General features: G+C 69.9%; 16 protein-coding genes. 7 read left to right on the forward strand and 9 right to left on the reverse strand.

The window, feature by feature from the left end:
- The first annotated feature begins 296 nt into the window (after window positions 1-296).
- The 3 genes from ACIP94_RS24745 (at window position 297) to ACIP94_RS24755 (ending at window position 3,249) form a co-directional block, all read left to right on the forward strand.
- Window positions 297-986 carry a hypothetical protein gene (locus ACIP94_RS24745; protein WP_402429532.1) on the forward strand — a complete coding sequence of 230 codons (690 nt, stop codon included), beginning with the start codon at window positions 297-299 and terminating at the stop codon, window positions 984-986.
- Window positions 983-2,491, forward strand: coding sequence for a hypothetical protein (locus tag ACIP94_RS24750; protein WP_402429535.1), 1,509 nt, complete (start codon window positions 983-985; stop codon window positions 2,489-2,491). The genes ACIP94_RS24745 and ACIP94_RS24750 overlap by 4 nt, the downstream gene beginning before the upstream one ends.
- A 407-nt stretch (window positions 2,492-2,898) precedes the next feature.
- Entirely contained in the window at window positions 2,899-3,249 is a 351-nt protein-coding gene (locus ACIP94_RS24755) for a DUF1330 domain-containing protein (RefSeq protein ID WP_402429537.1), read from the forward strand.
- A gap of 132 nt (window positions 3,250-3,381) precedes the next feature.
- Here ACIP94_RS24755 and ACIP94_RS24760 read toward each other — a convergent pair whose 3' ends face one another.
- The 3 genes from ACIP94_RS24760 to ACIP94_RS24770 all read right to left on the reverse strand — a co-directional run bounded on the left by ACIP94_RS24760 (window position 3,382) and on the right by ACIP94_RS24770 (window position 6,665).
- The gene (locus ACIP94_RS24760; protein ID WP_402429540.1) at window positions 3,382-4,374 is read right to left on the reverse strand and encodes a phospholipase D-like domain-containing protein; all 993 of its coding nucleotides are present in this window, start codon (window positions 4,372-4,374) and stop codon (window positions 3,382-3,384) included.
- A 412-nt stretch (window positions 4,375-4,786) separates the two neighbouring features.
- A complete protein-coding gene (locus ACIP94_RS24765) occupies window positions 4,787-5,962 on the reverse strand; it encodes a GDSL-type esterase/lipase family protein (RefSeq protein WP_402429543.1) in 1,176 nt (391 codons plus the stop codon).
- A gap of 133 nt (window positions 5,963-6,095) precedes the next feature.
- Entirely contained in the window at window positions 6,096-6,665 is a 570-nt protein-coding gene (locus ACIP94_RS24770; RefSeq protein ID WP_402429547.1) for a TetR/AcrR family transcriptional regulator, read from the reverse strand.
- Window positions 6,666-7,119: 454 nt separating this feature from the next.
- Here ACIP94_RS24770 and ACIP94_RS24775 point away from each other — a divergent pair, with 454 nt between their 5' ends.
- Window positions 7,120-7,899 (forward strand): Fpg/Nei family DNA glycosylase, encoded by a 780-nt coding sequence (locus ACIP94_RS24775; RefSeq protein ID WP_402429550.1) that lies wholly within the window; start codon window positions 7,120-7,122, stop codon window positions 7,897-7,899.
- A gap of 77 nt (window positions 7,900-7,976) precedes the next feature.
- Here ACIP94_RS24775 and ACIP94_RS24780 read toward each other — a convergent pair whose 3' ends face one another.
- The 5 genes from ACIP94_RS24780 to ACIP94_RS24800 form a co-directional block, all read right to left on the reverse strand.
- Window positions 7,977-9,086, reverse strand: coding sequence for an enolase C-terminal domain-like protein (locus tag ACIP94_RS24780; protein ID WP_402429553.1), 1,110 nt, complete (start codon window positions 9,084-9,086; stop codon window positions 7,977-7,979).
- On the reverse strand, window positions 9,083-10,885 hold the full coding sequence (locus tag ACIP94_RS24785) for a thiamine pyrophosphate-requiring protein (protein ID WP_402429555.1): 1,803 nt from the start codon (window positions 10,883-10,885) through the stop codon (window positions 9,083-9,085). The genes ACIP94_RS24780 and ACIP94_RS24785 overlap by 4 nt, the downstream gene beginning before the upstream one ends.
- A gap of 30 nt (window positions 10,886-10,915) precedes the next feature.
- Entirely contained in the window at window positions 10,916-13,969 is a 3,054-nt protein-coding gene (locus ACIP94_RS24790) for an FAD-binding and (Fe-S)-binding domain-containing protein (protein ID WP_402429558.1), read from the reverse strand.
- Window positions 13,970-14,208: 239 nt separating this feature from the next.
- The gene (locus tag ACIP94_RS24795; RefSeq protein ID WP_402429562.1) at window positions 14,209-14,778 is read right to left on the reverse strand and encodes a cysteine hydrolase family protein; all 570 of its coding nucleotides are present in this window, start codon (window positions 14,776-14,778) and stop codon (window positions 14,209-14,211) included.
- A gap of 49 nt (window positions 14,779-14,827) precedes the next feature.
- The gene (locus tag ACIP94_RS24800) at window positions 14,828-15,784 is read right to left on the reverse strand and encodes an LLM class F420-dependent oxidoreductase (RefSeq protein WP_402429565.1); all 957 of its coding nucleotides are present in this window, start codon (window positions 15,782-15,784) and stop codon (window positions 14,828-14,830) included.
- A gap of 29 nt (window positions 15,785-15,813) precedes the next feature.
- Between ACIP94_RS24800 and ACIP94_RS24805 the strand changes: the two genes are divergently transcribed.
- Window positions 15,814-16,020: a hypothetical protein gene (locus tag ACIP94_RS24805; RefSeq protein WP_402429568.1), complete on the forward strand. Its 207-nt coding sequence runs from the start codon at window positions 15,814-15,816 to the stop codon at window positions 16,018-16,020.
- Window positions 16,021-16,115: 95 nt separating this feature from the next.
- Here ACIP94_RS24805 and ACIP94_RS24810 read toward each other — a convergent pair whose 3' ends face one another.
- Window positions 16,116-16,475 carry a hypothetical protein gene (locus tag ACIP94_RS24810; RefSeq protein ID WP_402429571.1) on the reverse strand — a complete coding sequence of 120 codons (360 nt, stop codon included), beginning with the start codon at window positions 16,473-16,475 and terminating at the stop codon, window positions 16,116-16,118.
- A gap of 46 nt (window positions 16,476-16,521) precedes the next feature.
- Between ACIP94_RS24810 and ACIP94_RS24815 the strand changes: the two genes are divergently transcribed.
- Together ACIP94_RS24815 and ACIP94_RS24820 are read left to right on the forward strand one after the other, a co-directional pair.
- Window positions 16,522-17,298, forward strand: a complete 777-nt coding sequence (locus ACIP94_RS24815) for a polysaccharide lyase family 7 protein (RefSeq protein WP_402429574.1) — start codon at window positions 16,522-16,524, stop codon at window positions 17,296-17,298.
- A 285-nt stretch (window positions 17,299-17,583) separates the two neighbouring features.
- The gene (locus tag ACIP94_RS24820; RefSeq protein WP_402429577.1) at window positions 17,584-18,114 is read left to right on the forward strand and encodes an MFS transporter; all 531 of its coding nucleotides are present in this window, start codon (window positions 17,584-17,586) and stop codon (window positions 18,112-18,114) included.
- Window positions 18,115-18,539 lie beyond the last annotated feature (425 nt).

An 18,539-nucleotide genomic window follows, 5' to 3' on the forward strand; every position in this document is an offset into this window, starting at 1 on the left:
GCGCTCGTCCGTGCGTTCGGGGCGCGGCACGACGGCAGGTGCGGCATCCGGCGCGAACCCCCACCGGGGCTTGCGGCCGCGCTCTCGGAACGCCGCGATCAGCGCGGTGACATCCCCGCCGTCGGGTCGGGCGCCGGAGCCGGCCCCGGTGTTCCCGCCCGCTCCGGCAGGCGAGGTGGCCGAGTGGCAGCAGGGAAGTTCCCCGGCGACTCCGTACGAAGAGCGGCTATGGTGCTCAACAGGGGTGCGGTGAGGGCCCGTTGGAGTGCATGGTGCTCGACGCTACGGGGGAGCGAATGTACGTACTGTCCCTGGCGGCTCTGATCGAGGAAGCCGCGGCGGACGTCCGGAACCAGACCGGCAACATCCGGGCCCTGAACGAGCTGCTACGGCCGGAGAACCTGCGGCGGCTGCGGGAGTTCGCCCGGGCGTACTGCTTCCTGGCGTTCCACAGCCGCGACGTCGAGGTCGCCGACTATGTGCGCGCCGGTACGCTGGCCGACGACAGCGGCCCCGACGTGCTGGTGCTGTTCACGCTCGACGAACCTGCGCCCATCGCGGTACCGGTGGGTGCTGACTCGCTGCGCTCCTGGGTGGATCTGGACGTCGGTGTCCACCCCTCGTACCGGATGGTCCGGGCCCTGTTCGACGGACGACCGATGCCACCACTCCCGGGCCTGGTCGTCCTGGACGACCTGGCCGAGGAGTGCGAGGCGCTGTACCTGCCCCTCGGCGAGCTGGACAACGAACGCGCGGTACGGCAGCGCCTGCGCCGGGTGCTGGCACTGATCGGCCATGTCAGCGCCACGGCCAAACCAGGCAAGTACCTGGACGACCTGGGTCTGGAGCTGTACCGGCAGGGGATCGAGCATGTGCGCACCGATCGGATCTCGGCGCGGGAATGGCTGCTGCGGGCGTTCGACACCACGCGTGCCAACCTCGGTGACATCGTCACCACCATCGGCCTGACGGGACTGGCCTCTTGAGCGGCCCCAGACTGGTCACCTCCCCGGCGCCGGGCGCCGGGCCGCTGCTGGAGATCATCGACATACTGCTCGCGGAGGCACTGCTCGCCGGGCGGCAGGCAGCGGCCCTCGACTACCACCGGATGACCCCGCCCTCGACCGGCTACCAGCGGCGCCGGAACCGCGTCCTGCTGGCGGTGACCCTGCTGGCCGAGCAGGGCATCGGGCTACGCTTCGGGCCGGACCTCCCGTTCATCGTCTCCGGGCCGGCCGCGCAGGCCGGAGCACCGTTCGCCGGATACACGGCGCGATGGCCGCAGCTCACGCCGAGCCAGTGGGTCAGCGAGCTTTTCCTCCGCTGGCAGACCTCCGGCCCCGGCGAGGACGCGGAGGAGACCCCGGAGCAGGCCGCGGGGCGGCGGGCCGCGCTGATCGACCGGCTCCTGCGTGCGGCGTTGTGGCACTGCGTCGCCACCGACGCGCAGGACGCCGTACCGGCCGCGGTACGGCTCGTCGTCGAGCTGGCCACCACAGGGCAGGTGGTGGACGTGTCCGCCGCCGGCGACGCCGTGGCGCTGCTGCTGCGAGCGGCAGGGGAGGACACGTTGTCCGCCGGTGCTCTGACCCGGGTCTTCACCAGTGAGGCACTGCCCGCCTCGCCCGACCAGTGGGTGCGCGGTCCCCTCGACTGGCCCGAGGAGCCCGTACCGACGCTCAGCCGTCCTGCCCAGCGCGCGGTCAACTGGCTGCTGACGTACGCGCATGCACGGCTCGACGAGGTCCGCGCCGCCACCGACTTCGACTCCTGGTCGACGGCGCTGGCCGCGGTCACCTGCGCCGGCAGCGCCTGTCTGAGCGGACTGCGGCATGCGGTGGTGCGGCTCCCGCTCGGGTTGAAGACGGTATGCGCGCAGTTCGAGGAGCTGCACGCGGACTTCCCGACGCTGTGGACCGCACTGGAACTCGGCGGTATGGGCCAGGCGGTGAACTACACGCGCGATCTGGAGGAGGAATTCCGTCGACGCGGAGACACCACCGGCAGCCGCTTCGCCCGTGAACGGGCCTTGCTCCCGGAGTCGTTGAGGAACGCGCCCCGGGTTCCGGCGGTGTGGCTGCGGCCGAGCTGGCGCACGGTGACCGCACTGGTCGACCCCTGGCCCACGCTCCGCAGGGTGGACGACCCGGCCGCCTACCGGACGACGCCCATCACCGACAAGGAGCTGTGGGCCCACCTCGCACAGGGCCCGCGCGCTCCGGACCTGAGGGCTCTGGACGAGATGCTCGGCCGCTACCCCTGGCTGGACTTCGCGCACGGGCTGCGGGCGGAGACGTTGGCCGCCCAGGTAGGCGTCGAGTCCGCGCTGACCGCGCTGCTCCCCGCCCTGGTTCTGGCCCCGGAGCAGGCCGGGGGCTGGGATCTGCTGAGCCGTCTGCTCGGCCGCCAGGGACACACCGCCGCCGCGGACACCGCCCTGCGGATCTGCCGGACGGTCGAGCGGATGCGGGACCGGCTGCACGAGGCATGAGGCCGAAGAGGTCAGTGCCTCGGTCGCTGACGGCGTCAGCGACCGTCGCCGCCGTCCCGACCACGAGCGGCAGAACCATCACCGCGAACAGCGACCAGGGCACGTGGGAACAGGCGTGGAAGGCCACTGGGGCCCGCAGACGGCGACGAAGGCGGTGCCGATGCACAGGTCGAGCCACAGCAGGGTCCGTACGATCCGGCGTGCGGAGGCGCGGCCGCGCGTGCGTGCAGCACGTCGCGGCGCAGGGTGTCCTGGCTGTGGGACGTCCCCCCACTGGTCCCGTCTGATGGGCGGTCGCACAGCGAGACTTCTCCGCCGGTCACCCTTACCTGACAGGTCATCGACCGAGGCATGGCTGCGTGCCACGATCGTCGGCGTACGGAGCCCGACCGACCGGAGGGAACATCATGCCTGCCTACGCCATAGCGCACCTTCAGGAGGCCGCGCCGCACCCGGAGATCGCCGAGTACATCGAGCGCATCACCGTCACGTTCGAGCCCTACGGCGGCCGTTTCCTCGTCCATGGCACGCGGCACGAGGTGAAGGAGGGCAGTTGGCCCGGGCATGTCGTGGTGATCGGCTTCCCGGGGATCGCCGAGGCGCGAGCCTGGTGGGAGTCATCCGCGTACCAGGAGATCGCACCCCTGCGCTCACGGCACATCGGGGGCGACATCATCCTGGTCGAAGGCGTCCCGGAGGGGTACGACCCGGCCGTCACCGCGAAAACCATACGGGAGTCCACGCCCACCGAGCGGTGAACTTGGGGGCTTCCGGCTTCGGCCGGCTGCGCGCGAGTCGATCAGGCGGGCGCACTGACGCCGCGGGGCGCCCGGCCCCGATGCGGCAGCAGCCGGGTGCTGCCGCATCGGGGCACGACCGCCGGCTTCACGTCACGCGCGAGTGCCACCCGCGTAGTCGCTGTTGAAGGTGGTCTCGATGGTGGTGGCCACGGCCTCGGCCACCCCGGTGCCGGTGAGGATGAGTCCCAACTCACGGTTGTTGCTCAGCGAGTTGCTGCTGATGTTCATGGAACCCGCCTCCACCTGCTGGGTGGACAGGCCGTAGTCGGCGACCATCGCTTTGGCATGGATGTAGAAGCCGTTGGGGTCGGAGTATCCGACGACAGTGCCGCCGGCCGCCTTGATCGCGGACACCTCGCTCGAGTAACTGGACGGGCTCTCCAGGACCACCCGTACGGCCACGCCCGCCTTCGCCCGCGCCACGATGGCGTTGACGACCGTGCTGTCGCTGAGTTCCAGTTCCTCCACGTCGAGCTTCGCGGTGGCGCTGTTGATCACGGACAGCAGGCGGTTGCGGGAGTCGGTGGGGGACCAGAGCAGATGGTCGCCGTCGGTCGGGGTGATGGAGGTGCCGGCGTAGTCGGCGTTGAAGACCTTCTCGATCGAGGCGACGTCCCGGCTGTCGTCGTCGAACACGCCGTAGTCACGGCTGGTCGTGTAGTACTGGGAGGTGAGGTTGCCGGTCAGGATCAGCGACTTGGTGTCGTCCACCGTGATGGTCTTCTGGTGGGTGTAGACGAAGGCGGACGGAGACCACGTCACTCCCACGCCCGCGTTCTTCAGGGAGTTGTACGCCGAGCTGTTGGCGCTCTGGTGCTGGCGATCCAGGATGACCCGCACGGTGACGCCCTTGTTCCTCAGGGCTATGAGGTCGTTGACGGCCGTGGTGTCCTCCAGCTCGTACATGGTCATGTCGAGGGAAGTGGCGGCCGAGTTGATGAAGTCGTAGATGGCGGGCTGGCTGCCGGTCTGCGAGAAGGCGAACGCGGAGTATTCGGCGGCGTTCGCGGGGACGGCGGTGGTGAGTACGGCGGCACTGGCGGCCAGGGCGACACCTGCACGCCCGAGGACCTTCCACAGCATGGGTGACTCCTCGTCAAGGGGACGCTCACCGGGGCTTGGGCTGGTGAGCGCGTGCATGACACCACGCGCGTAGAACGCTGGGAAAGGACAGTGCGGTGAACTCGACGTGACTGGTGAACCAGGGAACCGGGCATAGCGGACACCGTGCAGGTGGGAGCCGGTTCGAGTGATTCCCGTGAATCGGCAAAGGCTTTGTATCGACCGGCCCCGGAAGTGGCGGGCGGCCTCTCGTGGTCTGCCCCCGGGCGCGCCCGCCGACTTGGCCGGGCGCCGCTTCCCCGGCTCTGAGGGAGCCGGGAAGCGCATCGGCCGGCGGCGTGGACGGCCGGGGTGGCCGCCGCGCCCGACGTCGGGTGTGGGCGGTCTCAACCTCCCTCAGGCGGAGGTGCTTCGGGCCGAGAGGCGCTTGCGGTCAGCCGGTAGTGGTGGCGAAGGGGCCGCCGGCGCCGAAGACGAGCCGCGCGAAGTTCTCACCGATGCGGCGGTGTCCCGCGGCATCGGGATGGACCGCGTCGGGCAGCGGCAGTTCGGCGTAGTCCGCCTCGCCGTAGAGGTCGCGCCCGTCGAGGTAGTGCAGATGCGGGTCGTCGGCCGCCCGTTGCTCGACGAGCCGCGCGAGTTCGTCGCGGATGACGTTGAGGGTCAGGCGTCCGGCGGCGCGTTCGGCCGCATCGCCCATGGCCTTGAACCGCACGGTCCCGCCGTCGAAGTCGGGCGCGAGGGGGCCGGGGGTGTCCTCCTGGACGGGGCACAGGATGGCGGAGACGACCAGCAGCGGCGTGGCCGGATGCCCCTCGCGGAGAGTGTCGAGGAAGCCGTGGACAGCGGGGGTGAAGGCGCGCAGACGCATCACATCGCCGTTGACGATGTTGATGCCGAGCTTGACGCTGATCAGATCCGCGGGGGTGTCCCGCATGGCGCGGGCGGTGAACGGGTCGAGGAGCGCACTGCCGCTGAAGCCTAGATTGACCAGTTCCACCCCGCCCTGCGCGGCGGCCAGCGCGGGCCAGATCGCCGTCGGATGGGTGGCGTTCGAGCCATGGCTGATGGAACTGCCGTGGTGCAGCCACACCTTGCGCCCGCTGTCCTGCGCCGGCTCGATGGGGGCGTCGCTGCGCAGGGCGATCAACTCGGTGATCTCCGTGTGAGGAAGCCAAATCTCGACGTCCTTGTCGCGCGCGGGCAGATCGGTGAACCGGGCGGTGCCGGGAGGCCCTTCGCGCAGTTCGGCGGACTGGGTGGCCATGTCGATCGTGCGGATCCTGCCACCGGGCACCGTTGCCTGGGCGGCGAGACGGCCGTCGACCAGAAGGTCGTATATGCCGTCCGCCGGGGTCGGGAAGCCTCGGTAGGCCCGCTTGGTGGGCAGCGTGTCCAGTTCGATGGCGGTGGCCCGGGTGCGGAAGACCAACCGCACGCCGGAGGGCTGGGCCTCGGCCATGGCCAGTTGGTCGTCGGGGATCTGTCGCCGAGCCCTCGCGGTCAGCCGGTGCGGCAGCAGGCCGTGCGCCGTGCGTTCCACGTCGAGGGCACCGCGCAGGAGGGCCGGGGTGACGGGTGTGGTGATCCAGTCGTGCTCGGTGTTCATTGCCTCAAGGGGTGATCGGGAGTCCGGATGGTTCGGGTGCCCTGGTATGCGGTGCGGGATGCCCGGTGTGTGCGCTCAGTGGTGCGAGGTGCGCGGTGTGGGGTGACCGTCTGCGGCAGTGCGGTGCCGACCGTCAGGCTGTGGTCCGGTTCCGCAGCAAGGCGTCGAGGGAATCCACGATCCAGGACCAGGATTCCTGTGAGTCGACGGCGGTGTGGCTGAAGCTTCCGCTCATCTCCAGGCTGACGTAGCCGTGGAAGACGCTGCCCAGCATCCGGACCGCATGCGTCTGGTCCGGCTCCGTCAGGTCGTAGCCGCGGAGGATCGCCCGCGTCATCTGCGCATGCCTGACGCCGGCGCTGGCGGCCGCCGTTTCGGGGTCGAGTCTGAACCGGGCGGCGGCGTATCGGCCCGGGTGCTCCCGGGCGTAGTCGCGGTAGGCGTCGGCGAAGGCGGCCAGGGCGTCCTTGCCCGCGCGTCCTGCCAGGGCGTCGGCGACCCGGTCGGCGAGTTCCTCCAGGGCGAACAGGGCGATCCTGGTCTTGAGGTCCTGGGAGTTCTTCAGATGCGAGTACAGACTCGCGACCTTGACGTCGAAGCGGCGGGCGAGCGCCGAGACGGTCACCTGGTCGAAACCGACCTCGTCGGCCAGTTCCGCCCCTGCCAGGGTCAGACGTTCGGTGGTCAGTCCTGCCCGAACCATAGCTCTCCTCCCATTCGGCGACACCCATTATGCATTTACCTAAAAGCTTTAGGCAAATGGGGAGGGAGGCTGGACGGCTGAGGAGGTTGCGTGGAGACCGGAGCACAGCAGGTCGAACGCCAGACCTGCCGCCAAGGCCACCGCGTCGCGGGCCTGCTCGGGGTACTCGCCGGACATGGTGCGTCGTCGCAGCTCGCGCTCGGCTGCCCGTATGTCGAACTCGTCTCCCTGGACCGCCTCACCGACATTCTCAGGGCACGATCGCCGACTTGTGTTCCTGAGCCCACGGCCGGCCCCGGGCCCTCATCCGGTACGGTGCCGGCCCCGGGCCCTCATCCGGTACGGTCCCGCACCCGGACCCTCGTCCGGTACGGACCCGTAGTTCCGGATGCGATCAGCGCAGTGGCGCGGTGCGATGGACGTGTGTCACACGACGGGAGACCGGGAAGCACTCATGCCCGAACTGCCGGATGTCGAAGGATTCCGCGAGGTGCTGATGAGCTGCGGCCGGCGCCCGTGCATCACGGACATCGAGGTGCGGGACGCCGGCGTTCTGCGGGGTGTCACCGTGAATCGGCTGCGGAGGGAAGTGAAGGGCAGGCGGCTCGGGAAGGCATGGCGGCACGGGAAGTGGTTGTTCGTGCCGACGGACGGCGGCCCCACGCTCGTCTTTCATTTCGGCATGACAGGGTCGCTGCTGTGCTGTTCCCCGGACGATCCGATCGCCCCACATGACCGCGTCCTGCTGACCCTCGGCCATACGCGGGGCCTGCGCTACCGCGATCAACGCAAGCTGCAGGGCGTGCGGTTGGCCGGTGACTGTGACATCGCACGCATCACAGACCGCCTGGGCCCCGACGCTTCGACCGTGAGCGGACCGGAATTCGGGGAACTGCTGTCGGAGCGACGCGGCAGCGTCAAGAGCGCCCTGATGGACCAGTCCGTGATCGCGGGCCTCGGGAATCTCCTGTGCGACGAGATCCTCTGGCGGGCTCGCGTTGATCCCCGGACCCCGGCGCGGAACCTGAGCGAGACGGAGCTTCGGCGTATCCATACGACGATGGGCCGCGTCCTCGAAGCGTCCGTGCGCGCCGGGTGCGTGCCGCCGCGCCGCTCCTGGCTCACCGGGCGCAGGGACGACAGCGAGCCGCTGTGTCCCCGCTGCCGTCGGTCCCTGTGCTCGACTCGTGTGGCCGGACGCCGCACGGTCTGGTGCCCGGGGTGCCAGGCCTGAACGATCGGCCCTCGCGCAGGCGCCGCCTCGGTGTCGCTCACGAACCCGGGGCGAGCAGACGCGCAGGTGATGTGCTGTCAGCCGGTTCTGAAGGGGTGAGCCCGCTCGGCATTGACGCTCAGCCCCAGCCCGGTTCCTCCGTCGAGGCCTATGCGCAGGGCACCCCCATGAGGATCCAGCCCGCCGTCGAAGAGGAGGCGTTCGATGCGGACGTGGTCGTGGAACCACTCCAGGTGCCGCAGGTTGGGCACCGAGGCCGCAGCGTGGGCGTGCGCGTGCGGGGCGCAGTGTCCCGAGATCTCCAGGCCGTGGCTCAGCGCCAGCGCGGCGACGCGCAGCCAGACGGTGATGCCGCCGCAGCGGGTGACGTCGGCCTGGAGACAGTCCACGGCGTCGGCGGCGAGCATGCGCTCGAAGTAGGGCAGCGTGTAGCCGTACTCCCCGGCCGCGACGTCCGCGGTGACACGGCTGCGGATCGCGGCGAGGGAGCCGAGACGGTCGGAGGAGACGGGCTCCTCGAACCAGGTGACGCCCTCGTCGTGGAGTGCGTCGGCCATGCGCAGGGCCTGCTTGGCGGTGTAGCCGCCGTTGGCGTCCACATACAACTCGGCCGCCTCGCCGATGCTCTTGCGGGCCTGGGCCACGCGCCGTCTGTCGCGTGCCTCGCAGCGGCCCCAGGACTCGCCGATCTTGATCTTGACTCGCGGAATGCCCTCGTCCTCGGTCCAGCCGCGCAGTTGCCGGTCCTGCCGCTGGTCGTCGTAGGTGGTGAAGCCGCCGCTGCCGTAGACCGGCACGTCGTCGCGGGCGGCGCCCAGGAGCCGGCCGAGGGGGAGGCCGAGCAGGCGTGCCTTGGCGTCCCACAGGGCGATGTCGACGGCGGAGACCGCCTGGGCCGCGATGCCGGGCAGGCCGGCGTTGCGTACGGCGCGTTGCATGGCCTCGTTCGCGCGTGGGATGTCGAAGGCGGAGGTGCCGGTCACCACATCGGCGACCAGGTCGTCGATGACACGCGCGGTCGCCGCCGGAGCGTAGGTGTAGCCGAGTCCGGTGACGTCCCCGCTGCGGACGGTGGCCAGGACGAGCGTGGTGCTGTCCCAGGCCAGGGTTCCGTCCGCCTCGGGGGCGTCGGTGGGAACGGTGTAGACGGCGCTGTCCACCCGTTCCACGACCTGCTCTTCGGTCATCGCTGTCCCACACGGTGGCGGTGCGGCAGGAACTCCTGGACCTTGGCCTTGAGGCCCTGGCGGACCATGGCCGCGCGGTCGCTGTCGCCCTTGAGGACGGAGGCCGCGGCGGCCTCGATCTGGTCGAAGGTGGCGTGCGGCGGGATGGGCGGTACGGCGGGATCGGTGACGAAGTCGAGCACACACGGCCGGTCGGCGGCGAGCGCGGTCCTCCAGGCGCCCGCCACATCGTCCGGCTTCTCGATGCGCATGCCGGTCAGCCCGAGGGAGCGGGCGAAGTCGGCGTAGGCGACATCGGGAATCGACTGCGAGGGCAGGAACTGCGGGGCTCCTTCCATGGCCCGCATCTCCCAGGTGACCTGGTTCAGGTCGCGGTTGTTGAAGACGGCGACGATCAGGCGCGGGTCCTCCCACTCCTGCCAGTACTTGGCGATCGTGATCAGTTCGGCCATACCGTTCATCTGCATCGCGCCGTCACCCACCAGGGCGATGGCCGGCCGGTCGCCGTGTGCGAACTTGGCGCCGATGGCGTACGGGACGCCGGGCCCCATGGTGGCGAGCGTGCCCGACAGCGAGCCGCGCATGGCGCCGCGCAGCTTCAGATGACGGGCGTACCAGTTGGCGGCCGACCCGGAGTCCGCGCTCAGGATCACGTTCTCCGGAAGTACACCGCTCAGCGCGTGGGCGACGTACTCGGGGTTGATCGGATCGGCCTCGACGGCGGCCCGCCGCTCCATGACCTTCCACCAGTGGGCGACGTTGTCCTCGATCTGCTTGCGCCAGGAGGGGTTCTCGACCTGCTCCAGCAGGGGCAGCAGCCGGCGCAGTGTCCGGGCGGCGTCGCCGACGAGGTTGACCTCGAAGGGATAGCGCAGGCCGACCATGTGCGGGTCGATGTCGATCTGCACGGCCCGCGCCTTGCCGAACTCCGGCAGGAACTGCGTGTAGGGGAAGGACGAGCCGATGACGAGGAGTGTGTCGCAGTCGCGCATCATCTCGTACGACGGCCGGGTGCCCAACAGGCCGATCGCGCCGGTCACATAGGGCAGGTCGTCGTCCAGGGCGTCCTTGCCCAGGAGCGCCTTCGCGACCCCGGCGCCGAGGCGCTCGGCGACCGCCGTCACCTCCGACCGGGCTGCCCGCGCGCCCTGCCCGATCAGTATGGCGGTCTTCGCCCCGGAGTTGAGCACGTCGGCGGCCCGTTGCAGGTCGTCGTCGTCCGGGACCGGTGCGTAGTGGGGCAGGCCGAGGCTGGAGGGCACCATCTTGAAGGCGTGCTTGGGCGGTGAGTAGTCGAGTTCCTGTACGTCGGCCGGGACGATCATGGCCGTCACCGAGCGTCGCGCGACAGCGGTGCGCAGGGCACGGTCGAGTACGTTGGGCAGCTGCTCGGGGACGGTGACCAGCTCGCAGAAGTCCGAGGCGACGTCCTTGTACAGGCTGACGAGATCGACTTCCTGCTGGTACGAGCCGCCCATGGCGCTGCGGTTGGTCTGCCCCACGATCGCGACCACGGGAACATGGTCGAGCTTGGCGTCGTACAAGCCGTTGAGGAGGTGGATGGCGCCGGGCCCGGAGGTCGCCGCGCAGACGCCCACGCGGCCGGAGAACTTGGCGTAGCCGACGGCTTCGAATGCGGACATCTCCTCGTGGCGCGACTGGATGAAACGGGGCTTGTTCTCCGCCCGTCCCCACGCCGCGAGGAGACCGTTGATGCCGTCTCCGGGATAGGCGAAGACGTACTCCACATCCCACTCGCGCAGTCGCTGGAGAATGTAGTCGGATACCTTCGTCGACATGTTCTGATCCTTTCCGCACGTGGCGTGCGACTACGGGTGGCGTGAATGCCGCAGGGCGCTCCGGCCCACCGCTGCCACCGCCGTTGCCGCGAGAGCGGTGGTGGCCCAGCGGGCCGTACGAGAGGGGGTTTCCGGCCGCCGGGCCAGACGTTCGGGCCGGTCGCTCGGCAGGGGGCCGTTCAGGCCGAGGGCGAGAGCCTCGGCCAGGTGCAGGGCGCGCCGGCCGGTGCCGCCCTGTTCGATCTGGGTACGGCAGCTGAATCCGTCGGCCAGCACCAGGGTGCCGGGGGCGGCACCGCGGACGGACGGCAGGACGCCGAGCTCTCCGACCGTCAACGAGACCTCGTGGTGGCCGCGTTCGAAGCCGAAGTTCCCGGCCAGTCCGCAACAGCCCTCGTCGAGGACGTCGGCGTCCAGGTGTGCGCGGCGCATGAGTTCGCGGTCGGCCTCGGACTTGAGGACCGCGTGCTGGTGGCAGTGGGTCTGCACGGTCGCCTGCCGCGCCAGTTGCGGCGGCCGCCAGTCGTCGGGGGCATGGTGGACGAGCTGCTCCGCGAAGGTGCGCACCTGCCCGGACAGCCGTCGTACGTCCGTGTCGTCCGGAAGCAGCTCGGGTGCGTCGGAGCGGAAGACGGCCGTGCAGGACGGTTCCAGGCCGATGATGGGCGTGCCGGCCTCCAGGTAGGGGCGCAGCACATCGACAGTGCGCCGCAAGACCCTTTTGGCCACGGTCAGTTGCCCTGTGGAGATCCAGGTCAGGCCGCAGCACACGGGCGTGGTCGGTACGGCGACGCGGAAGCCGGCGTCCTCGAGGACCCGTACGGCGGAGATCGCCACCGACGGATGGAAGGAGTTGCTGAAGGTGTCCGGCCACACCACCACGGCCGCCGGATCCGACGGGTCCGGCTGCTTGGCGGCGCGGTCGCGCCACCACCGTACGAAGGACTTCCCGGCGAACACCGGCGGCTGACGGGCGGTGTCCACCCCGGCGAGCCGTTGCCCGGCCCGGCCGAGGACCGGAGCGTGCAGCGCGCCGTTCACCAAGGCCGGTGCGTGGCTCGCGAGGTTGGCCCACAGAGGCAGCCAGCCCATCGAGTAGTGCGCGGCGGGGCGCAGCCGCCCGGCGTAGTGGTGGGCCAGGAACTCCGCCTTGTACGTGGCCATGTCCACGCCCGTCGGACAGTCCGACTTGCAGCCCTTGCAGGCCAGGCAGAGATCGAGGGCGTCGTTGACCTCCTTCGACCGCCAGCCGTCGGTGACCGCCGAGTCGGGGTGTCCGTCGAGCATCTCGAACAGCAGCCGGGCGCGACCGCGGGTGGAGTGCTCCTCCTCCTTCGTGGCCCGGTACGAGGGGCACATCACCCCGCCCTGGTGGGTGCGGCAGTTGCCGATGCCCACACAGCGCAGCACCGCCCGGGTGAAGGAGTGGTCGTCCTCCGGATAGCCGAAGTGGGTGTCGGAGGTCGTGGGCCGCCAGGCGGGCCCCAGACGCAGTTGCCCATCGACCGGATTGGGGTTCACGGACTTGCCCGGGTTCATGCGATTGGCCGGATCGAACAGGGACTTCAGCTCACCGAAGGCGGCCACCAGCCGCTCACCGAACATCCGGGTCAGCAACTCGCCCCGGGCCTGGCCGTCCCCATGCTCACCGGACAGCGAGCCGCCGTAGGAGGTGACGAGGTCGGCGGCACGTTCCAGGAAGCGGCGGAAGTCCGCGACACCCTGCGCCGTGGTCAGCCCGAACGGGATCCGGGTGTGCACGCACCCCTGCCCGAAGTGGCCGTAGAGGGATGGGTGGTCGTAGTCGAACTCCTCGAACAGCCGCTTGAGGTCGCGGAGATAGTCGCCGAGTCGCGCGGGCGGGACGGCGGAGTCCTCCCATCCTTCCCAGGTCTCCCGGCCGTCAGGCGGGCGCGCGGTCACGCCCAGGCCCGCCTCCCGGGCACGGAGCATCTTCTGCTCGCGCTCGGGGTCGTCGGAGAAGGCGACCGAGGCCTCCCGCTCGGCCCGGCCGATCGCCTTGAGCAGTGCGTGCGCCCGCTCGTCGACGTCCTCCTGGCTGTCACCGGAGAACTGCACGAGCAGCCAGCTGTCGCCCTCGGGCAGGCTGTGGAGTGAGTCGAGGTAGGCGTGCTCCTCGCGCATCAGCTGCGCCATCCGCCCGTCCAGGGCCTCCAGCTGGCTGGGGGAGCAGTGCTCCAGTACGCGGGGGACGTCGTCCGCGGCACGGCAGATGTCCTCGTATCCCAGGACCAGCAGCGACTGGTAGCGCGGCACGGGGACGAGATCGAGTTCGGCTCGCAGAACGGTGACGAGGGTGCCCTCACTGCCGACCAGGGCTCTGGCGACATCGAAGCCGTTCTCCGGCAGCAGCGAGTCGAGGTTGTAGCCGGACACCCGGCGCGGGATCTTGGGGAAGCCCTGCCGGATGTCCCCCAGGTAGGCGGAGGCTATGCGGTCCAGACCGTCGTAGATCTCGGCCCGTCGCCCGCCCTCGGCGGCGATGCGGGCCCGCTCCGCCCGGGAGGTGGGCCCCACCCACATGCGCAGACCGTCGTAGGTGAGCACCTCCAGCCGCCGCACGTTGTCCACGGTCTTGCCGTACGCCTGCGCGGACGCCCCGCACGAGTTGTTGCCGATCATGCCGCCCAGCGCACAGTGGCTGTGGGTGGACGGTTTCGGACCGAACTGAAGACGGTGGTCCGCGAGCCGCCGGTTGAGTTCGTCCAGAACGATGCCCGGCTCCACCACACAGGTACGAGCCTCGGGATCGACGGCGACCAGGGCGTGGCAGTACTTGGTCCAGTCGATCACCACGGCCGCGTTCGTCGTCTGACCGGCGAGGCTCGTGCCGCCTCCTCGCGACAGCACGGGCACGTCGAAACGGGCGCACACCTCCACCGCGCGGGCACCGGCCTCGACGCTGCGGGGTACGACCACGCCGAAGGGGACCTGCCGGTAGTTGGATCCATCCGTGGAGTAGGCGCCCCTGCTGCCGGGGTCGAAGCGGACCTCGGCATCGCTCTCGGCGCGCAGGGCCCTGACCAGGGCGTCGAGGGGCTCTCCGTGGACGGTTGTGCTCATGGTCGGCCTCCGGGCTGGTGCGAACCTCTGTCCGGTGAGGGCGACCGGGTACCCCTTCATCGCCGAGGCATTGGTCCCGGATCGGCTGCGTCAGGCGGCCGAAGGGGTGAATCAGCCGGTTCCGAAGGGGTGGATCAGCCGGCCGAAGGGGCGGATCAGGCGGCCGAAGTGGCGGATCAGGCGGCCGAAGTGGCGGATCAGGCGGCCGAAGGGGTGGATCAGTCGGCCGAAGGGGTGGATCAGCCGGCCGAACGGGTGAAGTCCACCTGCTTCGCCATGACGATGCGGGCTCCCATGTTGCGCTCCATCATTTCCAGAGCGGCGGCCTCCAAGTGGGGGTGGATGGAGGCGACGGCGTCCCTCGGCACCGTGACCTCCAGATGCCGGATGTGGGCGTCCAGGGCCGAGTAGAGGACGCACTGTTCGGTGACCTGGCCGCAGAGCACCACCTTGCCGACCTCCAGCTGCCACAGCAGATAGGACATCGGTGTCTCGTAGAAGATCGAATGGCGTGCCTTCACCACGAAGAGCGAGTCCTCGTCGGGCTTGATCGGCTCGATCAGGTCGGCGTGGGGGCGCGACAGCGCGGTCTCCAGCAGTTCTCCGTGGTGGGAACGCCACAGCCCGAAGTTGTCGTTCGCGTAGATCACCGGAACGCCCGCCTCGCGGGCCCGGCCGATCAGATCCGCCACTACAGGCACCGCCCGGCCGGCGGAGGGCACGAGCAACTCGGCGTCCTCGTGATCGTAGGTGTTGATCATGTCGATCACGATGAGCGCCTGGCCCCCGTGCCCTCCGGGTATGTGCACCCTCTCCACCACCTTGCGCCTTGCGCCTTGTGCTTTGTGCTTTGCGTCGTCAGTCGCGCAGGTGCGGCAGGACCTTGGTGCGGTAGAAGTCGAAGAAGCCCTGCTGGTCCTTGCCGATCTGATTGACGTAGACGGTGTCGAATCCCGCGTCGACGAATGCGGCCAGCGCCTCGACGTGCGCGTCCGGGTCATCGCCGCAGGGTACTGATGCCGCCACCTGCTCCTCGGTGACCAGCTCCGACGCCTGTTCGAAATGGCGTGGGGTCGGCAGGATCTGCGGGAGTTCTCCGGGCAACTGCTCATTGGCCCACAGGTGGTGCGCGGTGCGGACCGCCTCCTGCCGGTCCGCGCCCCAGCACACCTTGAGTCCGCCGTACACGGGCTTGGTGCCGCCGCCACCGCGCCGGAACCGCTCGACCATCGCGGCGTCGGGCATCATCGTGATCAGACCGTCGCCGATGCGCGCGGCGACCGCGGCCGCATGCGGGCCGAAGGCCGAGACGTCGATGGGCACCGGGTCGTCGGGCAGGGTGTACAGGCGGGCGTTCTCCACCGTGTAGTGCTTGCCGTGATGGCTGACCTGCTCGCCGGTGAACAGCTTCCGGATGAGCTGGAGCGCCTCCTCCAGCATCTCCAGGCGCACTGACGCCTCCGGCCACGCACCGCCCAGGATGTGCTCATTGAGTGCCTCGCCGGTGCCGACCCCCAGCCGGAACCGGCCGCCCAGCAGCGCCGCGCTGGTGGCGGCAGCCTGGGCGACCACGGCGGGATGCGTACGCACCAGAGGGCAGGTCACCGCCGTCTCGACCGGTAGCGAGACAGCCTGGGACAGCGCACCGATGACCGTCCAGACGAACGGGCTCTGGCCCTGGCGGTCGTTCCACGGGTGGTAATGGTCCGAGATCCACAGGGAGCTGAAACCGGCCTGCTCGGCCATCCGGGCCTGCTCGACAAGCTCGGCCGGGCTGTGTTCCTCGCATGACAGAAAGTATCCGAAGTCAGCCATTGCCCCTCCTGGTGGGCCGTGTCTCCAGCTTGGACCAGACGGCCGAGTACCCGCTGGGGGCCGGGATGTGCATGGTGTTGCCGACGGGTGGTGGGGTGCGTCTGCGGGGCGCCACCGTACGCGAACTGCCCTGGCAGGCGTGCGTACGGCTCTGCGCCGCCCGGCACCGTATCGACCTGCGCCCGGTGGTGGCGTCCTTCCGTGCGCTGGTGCTCGGCGGTGGGGTGGCGGGCTGAGCCCGCGTTCCGGCGTCCGCTTCCAGGAGGTGATCGTCCTCCTCGCGCGGGCCCGGAGCCTGTGCTGCGCCTCTTGACGTGTCTGGTTCAGACCTTTAAGTTCTCAGGTCAGTCAGCGATCCAAGAATGCGGCTGACATTCAGCCTATTGAACTCGAACGCCACGGCCACCTCCACCGTCATCGCGCGCGAAAGGCTGGAAAACGCCATGGCTGAGCGACCCTTCCACATCTCCGGGCGCTTCGCCGACGCCCGTGGGCTGCTACGGCTGTTCATCATGCTGACCGCGCTGCTGGGCCTGGCCTGGCGACTTCCCCCTACCACTTCGTCGCCCGCCACAGCGGCAAGTGCCTCAGCGCCGCGGCCACCCCCGACAACAGCATCCAGCTGACCCAACAGCATCCAGCTGACCCGGCGACGCTGCGACGGGTCCGGCGTGCAGAGCTTCCAGCTCACCGCGCAGTAATCCCCGACTCCTCCCACACCCCACGGAGGCCCCCACATGACGCGTTCCAGGCTCCTCGCGACCGCGACCGTCGCGGCTCTCGTCGGCACACTCGCAGCGCTCGGTACCGGCAGCGCGAACGCCGCGAACCCGAACGTCGCACCCGGCGGCAACTTCGACCTGTCGATATGGCAGCTCCAGGAGCCGGTCGGCTCCCCGGGATCGCCGACCACCATCCCCTCGTCCCGGCTCCAGGGTGCCAACGGCTATCAGGACGCGTACTTCTACACCGACACCCGCGACGGTGCCATGACCTTCTGGGCACCCGAGAAGGGCGTCACCACGCCCAACTCCAACTACGCCCGCTCGGAACTGCGGGAGATGAACCGCGACGGCAGCGCCGCGAACTGGTCGCTCAGCGGCACCCACCGCCTGAGCGCGACCCTGCGCGTGGTGTCCGTGACGTCCAACGTGTGCGTGGGGCAGATCCACCTCGGCACCGGGGGGTCGTCCACCAAGCCGCTTCTGGAGCTGTACTACCACGCCAACGGCGACATCCTCCTCGGCACCGAGAACTCGCCGTCCGGCGGTCAGACCCTGCACACGGTGGGGCATGTGTCGATCGGGAAGACCTGGAGTTACACCATCGGGGTCTCCGGAGGCAACACCATCGACCTGACCATCAACGGCAGCACCACCCACTACTCCATCCCCTCGTCCTTCAAGCCGTACAAGCAGTACTTCAAGGCCGGCTCCTACAACCAGTCCTCGTCGGACAGCACCACCAAGGGAGCCCGGGTCGCCTTCTACGGGCTGACCGTCTTCCACAGCTGATCCGGCACACGCACCGGCAGCAGGGCCGGCTCACCTGGAGGCGGAGCCTGCTGCCGGGCCCGACGCCCCACCGGCGACGGAATCTCCGTGGTGAGGAGGCCGTAGGCTCGGGGAGGTGCAGCATGTGGAACGCCGGCCGGCACTGACGCGGGGCACCGGCTGTGCGGCCCTCGTTCGGCGCGCGCGATCGGTCCGGAGCAGGTGTGCTGGTAGCGGGCATCATATTCCGGCGACCGCGCTTCGCCGCGGCGGTGCTGGGCGCCGTGGCGGTGTTCGTCGCGCTGAATGCGAGTCTTCTGCTCACAACCCTCCATCTCCAGCACGCCCGACGCCGCTCGCGGCGGGCATGGCGACCCTGCCCATGGCGCTGGGGCCACCGTGTGTGCGCCGTGGTCCGGAAATCTGGTGGGGCGCCTCGGACCACGACGCCCGCTGGTTCTCGCGGGCGGGTTCACCGCCGTCGGCGGTCTCTGCATGGCGAGTCCCGGGCGGCACACCAGCGTTCCGCTGCTCCTGGTGGCCTATCTGCTCCTCGGTATCGGCTTCGGCTTCGCCAACGCGCCGATCACCAACACCGCCGTCAGCGGCTGCCGCCTCCCGGGCCGGTGTGGGCGGGGCCATCACCTCAACGGCACGCCAGGTCGGCTCGGCGGTCGGTATCGCCATCGCGGGGGGCCTGGCCGCGGGCGTCGACCCCGCAGGACTCGCCGGGCGTCCCACCCCGGGTGGCTGCTGATGACCGCCTGCGGACTGTTTCCCTTCGCCGTGGCGCGCACCTCCGAGGCAACGACCCAACGGACCCGGAAGTCGGCCTGACGCACAGAACACAGACGCACGGCTCCACAAGCGGACGCACCGGTCAGCAGACAGACGCACCGATCAACAGACGAACGCACCACTCTCCGCCATGGCACGTCATCGAGCCATCGAGCACTGCACAACCCGCCCGATCGCGTACGCCCTCGCGGAGACGATCCTGTTTCCCGGCGGCTGCCGGGCCCTCGCGGCGAGCGCACTCGCCGTCGCCGCGACGGCCGCCATCCTGCTTCTGGTGCCCCCGGCGGCAGCCGCGCCGCCCACGGGCCGAGTTCAAGTCAGCCGCCCAGACGGCCACGACCACGGACCTGACCTCGTTCCGGACCCAGCACCGTATCGACGGCTGAACACGACGTCCTCTGGCTCCGTCCACAACAGCCGCTACTGTGACCTGAGTTGACCTGCGATCCAGCCAGGAGCCGGTG

Source organism: Streptomyces sp. NPDC093261 (assembly GCF_044753645.1).
GTDB lineage: Bacteria > Actinomycetota > Actinomycetes > Streptomycetales > Streptomycetaceae > Streptomyces.

Bases quoted from the DNA above. Each gene is read 5' to 3' on its own strand.
- ACIP94_RS24770 (WP_402429547.1), bottom strand. From the start codon at position 6,665: ATGGTTCGGGCAGGACTGACCACCGAACGTCTGACCCTGGCAGGGGCG.
- ACIP94_RS24745 (WP_402429532.1), top strand. From the start codon at position 297: ATGTACGTACTGTCCCTGGCGGCTCTGATCGAGGAAGCCGCGGCGGAC.
- ACIP94_RS24820 (WP_402429577.1), top strand. From the start codon at position 17,584: ATGCGAGTCTTCTGCTCACAACCCTCCATCTCCAGCACGCCCGACGCC.
- ACIP94_RS24765 (WP_402429543.1), bottom strand. From the start codon at position 5,962: ATGAACACCGAGCACGACTGGATCACCACACCCGTCACCCCGGCCCTC.
- ACIP94_RS24790 (WP_402429558.1), bottom strand. From the start codon at position 13,969: ATGAGCACAACCGTCCACGGAGAGCCCCTCGACGCCCTGGTCAGGGCC.
- ACIP94_RS24800 (WP_402429565.1), bottom strand. From the start codon at position 15,784: ATGGCTGACTTCGGATACTTTCTGTCATGCGAGGAACACAGCCCGGCC.
- ACIP94_RS24775 (WP_402429550.1), top strand. From the start codon at position 7,120: ATGCCCGAACTGCCGGATGTCGAAGGATTCCGCGAGGTGCTGATGAGC.
- ACIP94_RS24815 (WP_402429574.1), top strand. From the start codon at position 16,522: ATGACGCGTTCCAGGCTCCTCGCGACCGCGACCGTCGCGGCTCTCGTC.
- ACIP94_RS24755 (WP_402429537.1), top strand. From the start codon at position 2,899: ATGCCTGCCTACGCCATAGCGCACCTTCAGGAGGCCGCGCCGCACCCG.
- ACIP94_RS24780 (WP_402429553.1), bottom strand. From the start codon at position 9,086: ATGACCGAAGAGCAGGTCGTGGAACGGGTGGACAGCGCCGTCTACACC.
- ACIP94_RS24760 (WP_402429540.1), bottom strand. From the start codon at position 4,374: ATGCTGTGGAAGGTCCTCGGGCGTGCAGGTGTCGCCCTGGCCGCCAGT.
- ACIP94_RS24785 (WP_402429555.1), bottom strand. From the start codon at position 10,885: ATGTCGACGAAGGTATCCGACTACATTCTCCAGCGACTGCGCGAGTGG.